Below are 15,380 nucleotides of genomic sequence, written 5' to 3'. Positions count from 1 at the left end.
CGGCCATTACGAATGGCCCAGCGTGTGCATCAGCCGGTTGGCCCAGCCAAAAATGGCGATGGCGTGGATCAGGTCGATGATCTCGACCTCATCCATCCCGGCTGCCTTCAGCCGCGCGATATGGTCGGTGTCCGCGTCAGGCGGTGTGCGGGTCAGGCTATCTGCCAGATCGACAATCGCCGCGTCGCGCGCGTTCAGCCGGTCCATCTGCGCGGTCCAGATCGCAGCGATCACATCTGATGCGCCGCTGAGCTTGGCATGCTGGCGAGCGTGGACATTGGCGCAATAGCGGCAGCCATTTCGGAGCGAAGCCTGTAGCGCGCCAAGCTCGCGATCCGCGCGCGGCAGCCCACCTTCCACATACATGATCGCGTTGAACAGCGTCGTGCGCGCCACATAGCTTTCGGGATCATGAGCAAGCGTGCGCACATAAGGCGAGATTTTCTTGGCCGAGGGCGTCACCTGCATCGCGGCAAGCTGTTCCGGCGTGGCGCTGGCAATCTCGACCGGCGGCAGATGCGGCACCCATGTCAGCGGGCTCAGGCGAATGCGCGGCAGGGCGGTCATGATGCGGCCTCCAGCAGGGCCAGCCCGTGCGCCACCCGGATTTCGAAACAGACAAAGGCCAGCAATTCCGACACCGCGATGATCTGCGGCACGCTCAGCCCGGCCTGTTGCAGCCGCGTCAGATCCTGCGGGGTGGACTGCCCCGGCCTGCGGGCGATCAGGTCGGTATGGCGGGCCAGCGCGGCGTCGCGCGCGGTGGCAGGCGCCTGACCTGTCGCCAACGCCGCCAGCGCGGGATCATCGGGCATGGGGTAGCCCGCAATCAGGCGGGCATTGCCGGAACTCAGCGCCGCACGCCGCGCGATGGCACGGCGCAATTCCGGCGACAGGCCCAGATCATCGGCGGGGGTCAGCACGGCCACGCGGCAGGCTTCGGCGCCATCCACGAATTCAGGACGGCGGGCGCGCGCCGCAAAGATCGCCCCGTCCGGTGCAAGCCCGGCGGCACAATCCATCGCATCCACGGCGCGCGTGGTCTGGGATCGGGACATCTCGTTCATCAGCGGGGCCCCATCACCAGATCCGGCAGCCACAGCGTGATCTGCGGGAAGGCGGCAATCAGGATCAGCACGATGATCGGCGGGATCATCAGCGGCAGGATCGCCACCGCGAGCTTTTCGAACCGCACGCCTGAAACGGCGGACATCAGGTAAAGCCCCACGCCTAGCGGCGGCGTCGCGATGCCCAACAGCAGCGCCAGCGTGATGACCATGCCGAACTGCACTCGGTCGATGCCGAAGGCATCGGCCACGGGCAGCAGCAGCGGCAGCAGGATGATCTTGGCGGGCGAGGCCTCCATGAAGCAGCCGATCAGCACCAGCAGCACGATGGTAAAGGACATGAAGATCCAGCGCTGGTTGATGGTCTCAAGGATGCCCGAGGCGAACGCCTGCGGCACCTGTTCGAACGCGAACAGCCAGCCCATGATCTGCGAAAACCCGATGATCATCATGATCAGCGCCGAGAGCACCGCGCTTTCGGCCAGCGCGTCCCATGCGGCCTTCCAGCTAAGCGAGCGGTAGCACAGGCCGATCAGGATCGAATAGCCGCAGGCGATCACGCCCGCTTCCGTCGCGGTGGCAAAGCCAAAAATGATTGCGCCCAGAATGATCCCCGGCGCCACAAGGGCGGGGATACCTTCCAGCGCGGCCGTGCCGAATTGCCGGAACGTGGCGCGCGGCTCACGCGGCATCGGCGTCCATGTGGACACGACGCGGATATACAGGATGAAGGACAGCGCCACCAGAATACCCGGCACGATGCCAGCCAGAAACAGCCGCGCGACGGATTCGTTGGCCAGCCACGCATAGACGATCAGGCTGATCGACGGCGGCACGATGGGGCCGACCAGCGATGTGGCGACGGTCAGCGCGGCGGCGAATTCGGGTTTGTAGCCGCGGGCGCGCATGGCCCGCACCTCCAACTGACCCAGACCCGCGATATCGGCGGTTGCCGCCCCCGACACGCCCGCAAACAGAAGCGAGGCGATGACGTTGACATAGGCCAGACCGGCGCGGAAATGCCCGACGACGGCGAGGCAGAAATTAAAGATCCGGTCCGTCAGCCCAACCGCGTTCATCAGGTTCCCGGCAAGGATGAAAAACGGGATCGCCAGCAGCGCGGGCTTTGCCGCCCCATCAAGGATCTGCTGCGGCACCACCAGCGCCATCTCCCCGAAGCCCGCATAGTAAAGCCCGGCAATGGCGGAGGCGCCGATGGCCATCGTTACCGGAACGCCCAGCAACATAAGCAGGACGAAGCCGCCGATTACGAGTGTTCCAAGGATCATTCGACGGCTCCCACTTCGACCGGCTCTTCGGTCCGGGGGAAGGCTTGCGACCAGCCAAACGCAATGGCCACGAAATCCAGCAGGAAATGCAGCAACACCAGCACCGCCGAGATGAACAGGGGCATCGAGCGGACGTAGATCGGCAGATCAATCGAATCCATCGGCGCGGTTTGCAGCTTTAGCAATGTGGGCGCGCCCCGCAGGATCGCCAACATGACCGCGACGCCCACACCACAGGCGAACAGCCCCGCAATCCGCCGGGGCATCCCCGGCAGGCGCGTCATGAATACATCGACCACCACGTCGCGGCGGTCGCGGATAAACACGAAGAGCCCCAGCAGCAGCATCCAGACGAAAAGCAGCATCGTCCAGCTGAAGATCCAGCCATAGGCCACGCCCAGCACGGACCGCGAGATGACGTTGAACAGGTTCAGCGCCACCATCACGGCCAGACACAGTGTGATTGCTATCTTGAAGGCGAATGAAACCCCGTCGAGCAACTGGTGCAGATGCCGGATCGGTCGCGGCGGACCGATCACAGCGTCATCCGGGCGTGGCGCTTGCGGCATTCAGATCACTCGGTCCGCGCGGCATCCACAGCGGCGACGAGCCCTTCGGGCAGTTCCCCCGCCGCTTCGCGAGCGCTGTAGAATTCCTGCATTTTCGCGACGAGCGGACCGTTGTCGAAGTCGAAATTGACGTTCACGCCCTCTTCGGCTTCCAGATCGGCCTTCAGCGTGGCGGCGGCCTCATCCAGCAATTCGCGCCCATAGGCTGCGGCTTCGGCATGGGCGCGGCTCATCGCGTCCTGCTGCTCGGGCGTCAGCGCGTTCCACGCATTGACATTCATCATCCAAGACACGGCCTGCGGATATTCGTCGGTGCGGATGATGTTCGGCGCGACCTCGTAGAAGCGCATCGACATGATCGCCTCGGCCGGGGAGGTCACGGCGCTGACGATACCCCGGTTCACACCGTCATAGACCTCGCCCCACGGCAGCACCCGCACTTCGGCGCCCAGATGGGTCCATGCGTCAATAATCAGGTCGTTTTGATACTGGCGGATCTTCAGACCTTCGATGTCGTCGGCAGTCTCGATTGGCGTTTCCGACAGAAGCGTCCGGAAGGTGCCGCGCGGCATGTCGGGAATATTGCCGAGGATGGCGATATTGGCCTCCTCCTCCACCGTCTCCAGCCAAGACTGGAACAGCTCCCCATTCACGAAATTCGACCAGTGGTCGTAATCGTCGAACAGGAACGGCGCGGCGGCGTAGGTGATGCCCTCCTCCCAGCGCGACATGAACGAGATACCCGACGGAGCAAGCTGGATGACGTTCTGGGAAAGCTGCTCGACCACCGAATCCATCGAGCCGATCTGCTCGTTAGGGTAGATCCGCACATCGATGTCGCCGTCGGTATACTCTTCGACCAGATCCGCGAACTTCTGGTAGGCCTGCCCCTCGAAACTGTCGGGCGTCATCATCGAACTCAGCCGCCAGGTATCGGCGGAGGCCGGGAAGGCAGCGGCAACAAGCACGGTGGCACCGGCAAGACGGGTATAAAGGGACATGGCGTTACTCCTGTGGCGTGACGCGACCCAAGCGGGCCGTCCGCCGTAAAATCCTGCTATCCTGCAATCCCGGTATTCTGGGCTTGCTACTATGTGCAAACTGGATGATAGTTACCCCATTATGTCAAGAGAGAATGATAAGATTTTCGATGTCCGCAGCCTGGAGGCGTTTCAGGCGGCCATGTCCTGCGGCTCCATGACGGGCGCGGCGCGGCAGCTTGGAATTGGCCAGCCGACGGTCACGCGACTGGTCAAGGATCTGGAAGCGGATGTCGGGTTTCAGCTGTTTCACCGCAACGGGCCGCGCATCTCTCCCACCGACCGGGGCCTGCGCTTCTACGAGGAAGTGCACCGCCTGATTTCCGGTCTGCGCCAGATCCGCGATCATGCCGACGCGATCCGCGAGGACCGCCTGCCCGCCATCGACATCGCCGCCACGCCCGCAATGGCCGGTGGCTTGATCGGCCCCGCGCTCGAAGCGCTCGGTGCCGATCTGCCGGACTATGTGAACCTGCAGACGATGAACGCGGAATATGTGGTGCGCGCCCTGCGCAACCGCACCGCCGATCTGGGCATCGCGGCGTTTCCGATGGAGCATCTGGGCCTTGCGCGCCATGTGATCTGCGAATCCCGTCTGGTGGCCGTGGTCGCGAGTGACACACCGCTGGCCCGTGCGCATCATGATCGACCGCTGCCGCTATCGGTGTTCGCCAACACCCGGTTGATCACCGTCGGCAACGCCTTCCGCATCCGTCACGCCATTGACGTCGCCTTGGGCGAACAGGGCATCGCCCCCGCGCGGGAGCTTTCGACGAACTCGTCGCTGAACGCCATCATGGTGGCCCGCTCCGGGCTGGGCGCGGCGATCGTCGATCCGGTAACCGCGTTCGGCATCCCTGTCGATGGCGTGACCATCCTGCCGCTGGAAACGCCCGTGCCCTATTTCTGGGGCCTGCTGAGCGAAGCCAACCGCGTGTTCGCCCCGTCGCAGATGCGCTTTGTCGGCGCCTTCCGCACCGCATGCCGCGACACCATTCCCGATTGCACTTTCCATGACCCGCTGGACGCATCGCTGCTCAAACGGATCGAGCAGATGCTGAGGACCTGACCATGACCGAGCCTGCCGGCCTTGCCGCTTTGGAGGCTGAACTCAGCCGACAATTCACCCTGTTGAACCTGCCCCCTAAACCGTGGATGCCCGAAACGCCGGGCCCCGATGGCGCGGCGGTGCTCGATGTGGCGATCATCGGCGCGGGGCTGTGCGGGCTGGTGGCCCATGCCGCGCTGGCGATGGAGGGGATCGGCAATACCCGCCTGTTTGACCGCGCGCCAGAGGGCCGCGAGGGCCCGTGGATCACCTATGCGCGGATGGAGACCCTGCGCACGGTGAAGGAGGCCGCCGGCCCCGCGCTTGGCGTGCCTGCGCTGACCTTCCGCGCATGGTTCGAGGCGCAATGGGGCGCCGAGGCTTGGGACGCCATGACCCTCGCCCCGCGCGAGATGTGGATGGACTACCTGATCTGGTATCGCCGGATGACCCGCGCGGATGTCCTCAACGATTGTGACGTGACCGAAATCCTGCCCGAAGGTCGGCTGTTCCGGCTCAGCACCTCCCAGGGCACGCAGTATGCGCGCCGCGTGGTGATCGCGACGGGGCTCGATGCGCTTGGCGCGCCGCAATTGCCCGCTGTCGCGCGCGGGCTGCCTCGGGGCCGCGTCTATCACTCCGCCGACATGTTCGACCCGGCCACCCTGCGCGGCAAACGCGTCGTCGTGGTCGGCGCCGGGGCATCGGCGATGGACAACGCGGCGGCGGCGCTGGAGGCAGGCTGCGCCCGGCTAGACCTGCTGGTGCGGCGTCCGAAGCTGCCCGTCATCGACAAATTCACCGGCACCGGCTCGCGCGGGATGACCGCGGGCTATGTCGGGCTTCCTGACGCCGCCAAATGGGCGCTGATGGACGAAGGGGACCGGTTTCCGGTGCCGCCGCCGAAACATTCGGTGGAGCGGGTCGCCCGGCACGCCCATGCCCACCTGCACGCCGGCGCCGCCATTCAGGCGATCAAGGCCCGCGCCGACGGGCTGCGCATCACGACCCCCCGCGGGGTGATTGAGGCCGATGTGGCGATCTTTGCCACCGGGTTTGGCATCGCGCTGGCCGACCGACCCGAACTGAGCCATGTCGCGCCGCATATCCGAACATGGGGCGATGTGGTCGGCCCGGAGAAGGCCGCGATGAACCCGGTTCTGGCCGCGCACCCCTATCTGGCGCCGGATTTCGCCTTCACCGAAAAGACCCCCGGCACCTGTTCTGCGCTGTCGCGGCTGCTGTGTTTTGCCTATGCCGCCGTGCCAAGCCACGGCAAGGTGACCTCCGGCATCCCCTCCGCGACCGAAGGCGCGCGGCGTTTGGCCAGCGGGCTCACCCGGTCGTTCTTTGCCGAGGACGCGGCACAGCATCTGGACCGGTTCCGCGCCTACAACACCCCCGACATGGACGAAAACATCTGGCCTCCGGTCGATCTCGTTCCCACGGCCTGACCCCGAATTAACCGATCTCGCCTGACCCCAAGGACACCTTATGACCGACACATCCCTGCATTCCCGTTCGCTGGTGATCGACGCGCTGCAATGCTCCGATTTCAACCGCGACATCCTGCTGGAGGCGCAACAGGGCGGCGTCACTGCGATCTCGGCCTCCTCCGTGCTGTGGGAGGGATTTCGCGGCGGCATGGACTACGTCATCATGTGGAAGGCGAAGCTGGCGGAGAACGCCGATATCGCGATGCCCGTGCGCAGCTTGGCGGATATCGAGCGGGCCAAAGCCGAGGGCAAGGTCGGCATCATTTTTGGCTGGCAGAACACCTCCCCCGTCGAAGACCGGCTCGATTATTTTGGGATTTTCAAGGATCTCGGCGTCAACATCATGCAGTTGACCTACAACACGCAGAATTTCTTTGGGGCGGGCTATCTGGAACAGACCGATAGCGGGCTTACCGGCTTTGGCCGCGAGGCCGTCGACGCGATGAACACCGCAGGCATCACCATCGATCTGAGCCATGTCGGTGTTCAGACGTCGCTCGACACCATCGCCCATTCGGCCAAGCCGGTGGCGATCACCCATTGTCTGCCCCGCGCGCTGAAGGACGTGCCCCGCAACAAACCCGACGAGGTGTTCAAGGCCTGCGCCGAGAAAGGCGGTGTGATCGGCACATCGCTGTTCGCGCCGGGACTGGCGGCAGGCAATGACGCCCGCGTGCGCGACGTCATCGACGCGATGGAGCACACGCTGGATCTGGTAGGCGAGGATCACGTCGCCATCGGCACCGATTTCAATCACAACCGCGCGCGCCCCGGCCCGTGGCTGCTATGGGCCAACCGTGACAAGGGCACCGGTCGGACCCTGACCGAGTTCGGCTCCGCCAAGATCAGCAAACCCGAAGGCATCCGCAGCAACGCGGAATTCCCCAACCTCACCGCTGAAATGCAGGCCCGTGGGTGGAGCGAGGCCCGGATCGAAAAGATCCTCGGCGGCAACTGGATGCGCCTGTTCGGCGAAACCTGGGGCTGATGCCACCTCGCGCCGCCATTCTGCAACTGTTCCACGAGGCCAGCTGCATCGCTCCGCGCCCGGTCACGCGGGACGAATTTCTGGCCCGCCATTACATGCGCGGGCCGGATGTGTCGGCGGCGTTCGGGGATACCGAAAACTGGATGGGCGGGGTGCTGTCGGCGCTGGCCGGGCGCGGGATCACGCCGGAGATTGGGCTGTGCACCGCCGCCCTGCCCGGCGGCCCGTTGACGCGCGCGGGCTTCGAAACCCTGCTGGGCGAATTGCTCGACAGCCTTGACGCAATCTTGGCGCAAGGCCCGCTGAGCCATCTGTTTTTGCTGCTGCACGGGGCGCTGCTGGTCGAAGGGGTGGATGATCCCGAAGCGGTGATCGCCCGCGCCGTGCGCACCGCCACCGGTCCCGCCACCCGGATCGCGGTGCCGCTCGATTTCCACGCCAACCCCGGACCGGGGCTGATCGAAGCCGCAGATATCGTGATCGGCGGCAAACTTTACCCTCATACCGACACCCGCGCCCGCGGTGCCCGGCTGGTCAATCTGGCCTTCACGCCGCGGCGGCTGAGCACCCGCCATGTCGGGCTGGGGGTGCAGGTGCCGATGCCCCGGCAGGAAACCACCGCAGGGCCATTCGCGGAACTGGCGGCGCTGACCGACCGGCTGGAAGGGGCCGCGGTCGCCGATGTCACCCTGCTGGGCGGGTTTCCGTTCTCGGACGCCGCCCATCGCGGCACCAGCCTGCTGATCACCGCGCCCGAGGGCCATGATCCCGCTGCCATCGTCGACCGGATGCGCCGCGCCGTCGCGGTCCGTCAGGACGCGTTGATGGCAGCGGTGCCGGGCGCAGCGGACGTGATGCCGGAGCTGCGCGCGGCCTTGGGGCGCGGACGGGTCGTGCTGGCCGATGTGGGCGATAATCCCGGCGGCGGCGGCACCGGCGGGGAAACCACGCTGCTGCCGCATCTGGCCGGGCTGGGGGTGGCGTTCGGGTTCGGCTTTCTCGTGGCGCCAAATCTGGTCACTGCCGCCACAGCGGCGGGCATGGGCGGCATGGTCGAGATCCCCACACCAGCAGGCCCGATCGCGGCGCGCGTCGAGCGGCTGCAACCCGTCCACTACCGCAATTCCGGCGCGATGATGCGGGGGGAGATGCTCGATGGCGGGCCGGGCGCGGTGCTGGCGCTGGGACGTTCCCGCGTGCTTGTCTCCTCGCTTCGGGTGCAGGCCTATGACGCGGAGGCGTTCCGCGCGATGGGCGTCGCGCCCGAGACGCTCGATCTGCTTGCCATCAAATCCATCGGCCATTTTCGCGCCTCCTACACGCCGCTGGCCACCGGCGGCGTGCTGCTTGTCGATAGCGGCGGGCTGTCGTCGCCCCGCCGTGCACCGCCTTTTGGGGGGACCACCGCCCGGTCCACCCCGCCCGCTCTTCTCCAGACCTGACAGGACCCCTCCCATGCCGACCCCGACCCCCGAAACATTACTGGACCTGTTCCGCGCCGACCTGCCCGCTCCGCAGACGCTTGGCCGTGATCTGATTGGCAAGGACGCGCAGATCGACGGACCGTTCGGACCGCAAACGCTGGTCTATGCCGATTACGTCGCCTCGGGCCGGGCGCTGCATTGCGTGGAACGCTTCGTGCTGGAGCGGGTGCTGCCCTATTACGCCAACAGCCATACCGAAGCGTCGTTCTGTGGCGGCTACATGACCCGCCTGCGCGGCAGTGCCCGTGCCACCGTCGCCCTCCATTGCGGCGCCGATGACCGCTACGCGACGGTGTTTGCAGGCTCCGGCGCGACGGCGGGGGTCAATCGACTGGTGGCATTGCTCGGCGCGGATCACGGGCAGGTCAAGGTGATCCTCGGCCCCTATGAACATCACTCCAATATCCTGCCGTGGCGCGAATGCGGCGCGCAGGTGATCGAACTGCCCGAGGATGCCGCCGGCGGGCCGGACCGCGCCGCGCTGGATGCCGCATTGGCGGATACGGACGATTTCGACCGGGTGATCTGTGCGTTTTCAGCCGCCTCCAACGTCACCGGCATCATTGCGGATGTCTGCGCCCTCACTCGCCGGGTAAAGGACGCGGGCGCGCTGATGGTCTGGGATTACGCGGGCGGCGGTCCCTACCTGCCCATCACCATGACCCCGTCCGAGGGCGCCGAGATCGACGCACTGGTGCTGTCGCCGCATAAATTCATCGGCGGGCCGGGGGCCTCGGGGGTGGTGATCGTGCGCCGGGATGTCGTGGTCACGGATCGCCCAACTTGGGCCGGGGGCGGCACCGTGCGGTTCGTCACCTCGCAGGATCACGACTATGCCGGAGATATCGAGCACCGGGAGGAGGCCGGCACCCCGAATGTGATCGGCGACATCCGCGCCGCGCTGGCCGTCATCGTCAAGGATCACATCGGCGCCGAAATGATGGTCCAGCGCAACGCCGCGCTGACCGACCGTGCGCTTGCCGCGTGGCAGGACGCGCCAGAGATCGAGGTGCTGGGTCACCCTGAGGCGCAGCGCTTGCCGATCATCTCGTTCCGCATCCGCGATCCGCAGGGCGGCTTCATCCATCAGCAACTGGTGACCAAGATGCTGTCGGACCGGTTCGGAATTCAGGCGCGCGGCGGCTGTGCCTGCGCCGGCCCCTATGTTCTGCGTCTGCTGGGCTATGACGCCGACAGCGCCACCGCGCTCAGGGCCGAGATCCTCGCCGGGGACGAATTGAAGAAACCGGGCTTCGTGCGGCTGAACTTCTCGGTGCTGATGACCGAGGCGGAGGTGACCCATATCCTCGACAGCGTGCGCACCCTGTCCCGCGATGCCGCGCAGTTCGTCGCGCAATACGATGTCGATCCGGCCCGCGCGATCTTTACCGCCCGCGCCGGGGTGCTGGCGGCCCAGTAAAACCCCGGCAGCGGCGGCTTCGGCAGCGACGGCTTCGGCAGCGGGCCGGGCCGAGCTGACGGGGCGGAGTTGTGCCGCTTGCGAAAACGCGCCACCATCGCGTTTTCGAGCAGGAGCATGCTGTTGAGCCTTACCGTCTTTCTTGCCGTGATCCTCGCGGCGCTTCTGCATGCCAGTTGGAACGCCTTGGTCAAAGGCGGGCGCGATAAGCATCTGGCGATGGCTGCGGTGGTCATCGGGCAGGCGATCTTTGCCGTGCCGGTGCTGTTGGTCGTGCCCGCGCCTAACCCCGCCAGCTATCCGCTGATGGCGGCGGGCGTGGTGCTGCATCTGGGCTATCAGCTGTTTTTGCTGGCATCCTATCGCACCGGCGATCTGACGCAGGTCTATCCGCTCGCCCGCGGCAGCGCACCGCTGATCGTCGCGGCGGTGTCGGTGGTGGTGCTGGGCGTGCCGCTGGAGCCGCTGCAACTGGGCGCGGTGGCGCTGATCGGGCTGGGCATCATTTCGATGGCGCTGGTGCGACGCGGGGCGGGGCAACGTAACCGGCACGCCGCGGCGCTGGCGCTGACGACGGGCTGCTTCATCGCCTCCTATTCGCTGGTCGATGGCATGGGCGCGCGGCAGGCCGGGACGGCGCTGGGGTTCTATGGCTGGATGACCATCGCCAACGCGCTGATCTTTGCCGTGCTCGCCGCGCTGCGCTGGCCTGCGATGCTGCGCCGTGTGCCGACCGAAGGACGGCGGCTGTTGTTCATCGGGGGCGGTGCCTCCTATGCCGCCTATGCGCTGGTGCTTTGGGCCTTCACGCAGGCGCCGATCGCGCTGGTGACGGCCTTGCGCGAGACCTCGATCATCTTTGCGTTGCTGATCGGCGTGTTCATCCTGCGCGAGAAGCTCGATCTGGCCAAGGTCGTGGCGACGATGATGACGCTGGCGGGTGTGGTCATGTTGCGCATGGCCAAGCAGTCCTCGTAACCACCCCGCCCCCGTGTTGGCAGGTCAGGACCGGAACAGCCGCACCAGACTGATCCCCGCGTCGCTCAGATCCGCCAGCCGCGCAAGGATATGTTCCGGCGCCAGTGCGGAGGTCTCCCCCTCCGCGCGTCCGATCCGGTCCAGCAACCGCGCCAGCCGCCGCCTGTGGATGCCCAGATGCGCCTGCACCGGGTCCGCGAGAATACCCGCAAAGGTCGTCACCAGCGACGCCACCATCGCAAGGATCACCCCCGTCGCAATGACGAAGTACACCGGCAGCGACACCGGGAACACGGCATACCAGACCGACCCCAGCCGGTCGCCCAGCGGGAACCCCATGACGGCGGTGGCGTGACCGACATAGCCCGACACGGTCGGCGCAAGCGAGGCGATCCCCGGCGTAGCGGTGCCAAACAGCGCCCACCCCGCCACCAGCACGACCAGCGAGGTGGTGATTTCGGCCACGGCGGAGCGCACGGCGGTATAGTCGTCAATCAATGCCTGACTGCGCGGGGTGAGCGGTGCGCCTTGCAACAGATCGGCGGCGATGCGCTCTTCGATGCCGCGCGCCACGGCGGTCTTGAACAGCATACGGCGGTTTCCCAGCCACGTCCCGACCCGGCGCAGCCCAACCGCGCGCGCCAGAAGACCTGCCAGCATCACCAGCAAAAACAGCGGCGCCAGCACCACGTTGACCGGCGCACGCAGCAGATCCCAGCCCAGCGCGCGACGGTGCAATCGCAATGTGCCGCGCAGGTGAAAATGGCCCCGCACGAAGCTGTCGATGCGCTCCCGCACGGCCTGTGCCGTGTCATGACTGCTGGTCATCGCGCCCTTCGCCCCCTGCCCGTCCGGTCCATGGTTCATGGGCCGGTGCTGCCTGCGAATGTATCGTCCCAGTAGCGCAGCAGGAAGCCGCTGCGATTGGCATCGAGCGAGACCAGAAGCGAGGGCGACAGCGGGATGAAGCGGCGCGCGCTGGCGGTCAGGTCCGCCTCCGCCGTATCGGTGCCCATGACCAGCCCGGCCTGCCGCAGCAGATCCTGCGCCTCGGCCGACAGCAGGAAATCCAGCAGGGCGGTTGCAGCGGCCTTGTGCCGGGCGCCGCGCGGGATCATCAGCCCCCGCGACAAAAACAGCGTATAATCCTGCGGCAGCACCATGCCGACCTCGGGCCGGGTGATGTTGGCGGCGTAGGACCCCAGCACGTTATAGGCAATCAGGAACCGGCCATCGGCAACCGCCTCGATGATTTCCGACGAACAGCATGTGGCGACCGCATCGACGCGCGCGAACCCTTCCAGCAGCGCACCAAAGGTCGAGGCCTCCAGACTATCGGCATAGGCAAACAGATAGCCCAGCCCCGAGGATGCGATGTCATAGGTGGCGATCCGGTCGCGGTAAAATTCCGGGTTCGAGCGCAATGCATCGAGCAGGGCAAACCGGCTGCGCGGCACCTGATCGTCGGCAAGAAGATTTTTGTTATAAACGATCACCGCCGGTTCGGTCGTGATCCCCCACAACTCATCGCGCCAGCGGCGGGTGCGCGGCAGGGCAAGCGTGGCGGAGGATCGGTAGGGATGCGCGCAGGCGGCATTCACCATCCAGACCAATTGCTGCACCGCCGATGAAAACACCGCGTCCGCCGCGACGCCATCGCCGGTGCACTCCGCGCGGCTGACGGCAAACAGATCGTTCGACCCCCACTGCTCATAGGCGATGGTCAGATCCGGGTTCAGCGCGACAAAGCGGTCGATGACCGGGCGGATGATGGCGATATCCGTAGTGGAGCGCAGCAGGAATTCGGTCGCCCCGTTGCCAAAACGCGCCGTGGCCTCCTGCCCCATTACGGCCTGCGGCAGCAGCAGCACCGCCGCGATCACGGATCTCAACCATGTCATTCCGCATCCTCCGCCACGGGCAGGACCAATGCGGCGCAAAATCCGTCCTGCTCCCGCCCCATCGCCACACGCCCCCCAAAAGCCACGGCCACCGCATGAACGATCGACAGGCCGATACCTGCGCTTTGCTCGCGCGATTGAGAGGTGCGATTAAAACGGTCGCCCAGCCGCACGGTGATTTCGGGCGCCGGACCGGGGCCGCTGTCGCGCACCCACAGCCGCGCTTCCCCTGCCGCATGGCTGGCGCCAATGGTCACCGGGGACTGGCCGTGGCTCAGCGCGTTGTTAAGCAGATTGCGCGCGGCCTCCCCCAGCGAAAACGCATCGGCCCGCACCATCACCGGCGCCTCCCCGATATCGAGCCGCAAGTCGCAGTCAGGCGCGATCAGGGCGTGATCGTCGCGCTCCATGATCTCCAGCGCCACTTCGCGCAGATCGACGGGCACCCGTGCCGCGCTGTCGGTGCGATGCACCACCAACGCCCGGCTCAGCAATTGATCGAGCAGGGTGCTCAGGGATTTCGACCGCGCGAGCAGTTTATCAAGCGCGCGACCCGGCCCCTGCCCGCCGCGCGCCTCCTGCATCGCGTTTTCCGACTGCACGATGATCGCGGCGACGGGCGTGCGCAATTGGTGAGCGGTGTCGGAGATCAGGTTGCGCATCGCTTCGACCTGCCCGTTCAGACGGCCCATGAACCGGTTCATCGCGCTCAGCATCACCTGCAATTCGCGCGGCACGTCATCGGTGTTCATCGGGGTCAGGTCATAGGGGTCGCGCCGGGCCAGATCTGCGGTCAGCGCCTTGAGCGGGCGCAGGGCGTTGCGCAGCACCACCCATGCGATCAGCATCACCACCAGCCCCGCCAGCGCCATCGGCCATGCCGCGTCGATCATCAATTCGTTCAGCATCGTGGTCCGCGCGCGCAGGGTCTGGCCCACGACGATCTCTACTGGCCCGGAGAAGTCGCGTTCGACAAACGGGCGCACCACCTGCACGAAGCGCGCAGGCTCACCTTGCAGATCGGCATCAAAGAACCGCGGGCCGGTTCCCTCCCGTGGCGGGGTCGGGATGTGCAGATCCTCGTTTAGCCCGGTGATGACATCGCCCCCCGGTCCGGTGACGACGTAAAACACCCGGTCGTCGGGGGCCTGCGCCAGCAACTGAAACGCCGAAACCGGCAGATCGACCAGCGGCGCGCCGGCCTGAATGCGGATCGATTCCGCGATGTCGTTGGCGGCCCCGACCAAAATCCGGTCATAGGCCTGCCGCGTCGCCTGACGGCCATTCCACCAGATCGACACCATCACCAACAGCCCGCCCATCACGAGGATGGCGAACACCGTTGCCAGAACCCGCGATGCCAGACTGCGCGGCAGGGCCGGTTCAGTCATTGAGCCCGATCCGGTAGCCTACGCCGCGCTGGGTCGCGATGCCGACATCGCTGCCCGCGAACTTCTTGCGCAGGCGCGCGATGTAAAGCTCGATCGCGTTCACGCCGACATCGGCATCCTCGAACCCGTAAAGCGAATCGTAAAGCCGGGTTTTCGACAGGTATTGCCCCTGATGGCGGATCAGCGCGTCTAGCAGCGCCGCCTCGCGCCGGGTCAGATCCAGTTGGCGGTCATTGAGCGTCGCGCTGCGATCCTTGGGCAGATAGGTGAGCGCGCCAAGCGTCACCTGTTCCTCGCGCCGGTCGGTCTCCCGGCGCACCAGCGCCCGCAGCCGGGCTTCCAGTTCGCGCTGGTCGAACGGTTTGCGCAGATAATCGTCCGCCCCCTGATCCAGCGCCTCCACCCGGTCATCGATCGAGGCCAGCGCCGTCAGCATCAGGATGGGCGTGCGATCCGCCTGCGCGCGCATCTCCCGCAGCAGCGTCAGGCCCGATCCATCGGGCAGGTTGATATCGAGGATGATCGCATCATAGCGTTGCACTGCCCGGCAATCTCGCGCGTCGTTGATCGTGGGCGCCAGATCGCAAACCACGCCAGAGCGGGCAAGATGCGCGATCACCCCCTCGGCCAGATCGCGGGCATCCTCCACCATCAATATCCGCATGTGCCGCTTTCCCTTTCGCAGATTTTCGGACCCGCTGACAGGTTC

15 protein-coding genes are annotated in these 15,380 nt (G+C 66.1%); 6 read left to right on the top strand and 9 right to left on the bottom strand.

Annotated features, from left to right (window positions below):
* Positions 1-6 precede the first annotated feature (6 nt).
* Genes CBW24_RS03465 through CBW24_RS03445 form a run of 5 tightly spaced genes read right to left on the bottom strand, consistent with a single transcriptional unit; the run spans position 7 to position 3,926 of the window.
* Positions 7-567, bottom strand: coding sequence for a peroxidase-related enzyme (locus tag CBW24_RS03465; RefSeq protein WP_097372688.1), 561 nt, complete (start codon positions 565-567; stop codon positions 7-9).
* On the bottom strand, positions 564-1,067 hold the full coding sequence (locus tag CBW24_RS03460; RefSeq protein WP_198405224.1) for a carboxymuconolactone decarboxylase family protein: 504 nt from the start codon (positions 1,065-1,067) through the stop codon (positions 564-566). Before CBW24_RS03460 ends, CBW24_RS03465 begins: the two co-directional genes overlap by 4 nt.
* Positions 1,067-2,356, bottom strand: coding sequence for a TRAP transporter large permease (locus CBW24_RS03455; protein WP_088663413.1), 1,290 nt, complete (start codon positions 2,354-2,356; stop codon positions 1,067-1,069). Before CBW24_RS03455 ends, CBW24_RS03460 begins: the two co-directional genes overlap by 1 nt.
* Positions 2,353-2,925 carry a TRAP transporter small permease gene (locus tag CBW24_RS03450; protein WP_088663414.1) on the bottom strand — a complete coding sequence of 191 codons (573 nt, stop codon included), beginning with the start codon at positions 2,923-2,925 and terminating at the stop codon, positions 2,353-2,355. Before CBW24_RS03450 ends, CBW24_RS03455 begins: the two co-directional genes overlap by 4 nt.
* A 5-nt stretch (positions 2,926-2,930) precedes the next feature.
* The gene (locus CBW24_RS03445) at positions 2,931-3,926 is read right to left on the bottom strand and encodes a TRAP transporter substrate-binding protein (protein ID WP_088663415.1); all 996 of its coding nucleotides are present in this window, start codon (positions 3,924-3,926) and stop codon (positions 2,931-2,933) included.
* Between the two features lie 121 nt (positions 3,927-4,047).
* Between CBW24_RS03445 and CBW24_RS03440 the strand changes: the two genes are divergently transcribed.
* The 6 genes from CBW24_RS03440 to CBW24_RS03415 all read left to right on the top strand — a co-directional run bounded on the left by CBW24_RS03440 (position 4,048) and on the right by CBW24_RS03415 (position 11,379).
* On the top strand, positions 4,048-5,034 hold the full coding sequence (locus CBW24_RS03440) for a LysR family transcriptional regulator (RefSeq protein ID WP_097372687.1): 987 nt from the start codon (positions 4,048-4,050) through the stop codon (positions 5,032-5,034).
* 2 nt (positions 5,035-5,036) lie between these two features.
* Positions 5,037-6,467: an NAD(P)-binding domain-containing protein gene (locus CBW24_RS03435; RefSeq protein WP_097372686.1), complete on the top strand. Its 1,431-nt coding sequence runs from the start codon at positions 5,037-5,039 to the stop codon at positions 6,465-6,467.
* Positions 6,468-6,507: 40 nt separating this feature from the next.
* Positions 6,508-7,497 (top strand): dipeptidase, encoded by a 990-nt coding sequence (locus CBW24_RS03430; RefSeq protein WP_097372685.1) that lies wholly within the window; start codon positions 6,508-6,510, stop codon positions 7,495-7,497.
* Entirely contained in the window at positions 7,497-8,939 is a 1,443-nt protein-coding gene (locus CBW24_RS03425; protein WP_097372684.1) for a M81 family metallopeptidase, read from the top strand. The genes CBW24_RS03430 and CBW24_RS03425 overlap by 1 nt, the downstream gene beginning before the upstream one ends.
* A 13-nt stretch (positions 8,940-8,952) precedes the next feature.
* Positions 8,953-10,401, top strand: a complete 1,449-nt coding sequence (locus CBW24_RS03420; protein WP_097372683.1) for an aminotransferase class V-fold PLP-dependent enzyme — start codon at positions 8,953-8,955, stop codon at positions 10,399-10,401.
* Positions 10,402-10,524: 123 nt separating this feature from the next.
* The gene (locus tag CBW24_RS03415) at positions 10,525-11,379 is read left to right on the top strand and encodes an EamA family transporter (RefSeq protein ID WP_198405223.1); all 855 of its coding nucleotides are present in this window, start codon (positions 10,525-10,527) and stop codon (positions 11,377-11,379) included.
* A 24-nt stretch (positions 11,380-11,403) separates the two neighbouring features.
* On the opposite strand, the gene CBW24_RS03410 is transcribed toward CBW24_RS03415, so the two are convergent.
* Genes CBW24_RS03410 through CBW24_RS03395 form a run of 4 tightly spaced genes read right to left on the bottom strand, consistent with a single transcriptional unit; the run spans position 11,404 to position 15,335 of the window.
* Positions 11,404-12,246 carry a DUF6635 family protein gene (locus CBW24_RS03410; protein WP_232530078.1) on the bottom strand — a complete coding sequence of 281 codons (843 nt, stop codon included), beginning with the start codon at positions 12,244-12,246 and terminating at the stop codon, positions 11,404-11,406.
* Positions 12,243-13,280 (bottom strand): ABC transporter substrate-binding protein, encoded by a 1,038-nt coding sequence (locus tag CBW24_RS03405; RefSeq protein ID WP_097372681.1) that lies wholly within the window; start codon positions 13,278-13,280, stop codon positions 12,243-12,245. Before CBW24_RS03405 ends, CBW24_RS03410 begins: the two co-directional genes overlap by 4 nt.
* A complete protein-coding gene (locus CBW24_RS03400; protein WP_097372680.1) occupies positions 13,277-14,671 on the bottom strand; it encodes a sensor histidine kinase in 1,395 nt (464 codons plus the stop codon). The genes CBW24_RS03405 and CBW24_RS03400 overlap by 4 nt, the downstream gene beginning before the upstream one ends.
* Complete coding sequence (locus tag CBW24_RS03395) at positions 14,664-15,335, bottom strand: response regulator transcription factor (protein WP_088663425.1); 672 nt, start codon at positions 15,333-15,335, stop codon at positions 14,664-14,666. Before CBW24_RS03395 ends, CBW24_RS03400 begins: the two co-directional genes overlap by 8 nt.
* Positions 15,336-15,380 lie beyond the last annotated feature (45 nt).

The organism is Pacificitalea manganoxidans (genome assembly GCF_002504165.1).
Taxonomy (GTDB): Bacteria; Pseudomonadota; Alphaproteobacteria; order Rhodobacterales; family Rhodobacteraceae; genus Pacificitalea; species Pacificitalea manganoxidans.
Note: the sequence above shows the minus strand (reverse complement) of the source record. Positions and strands in the feature narration are given on the sequence as shown.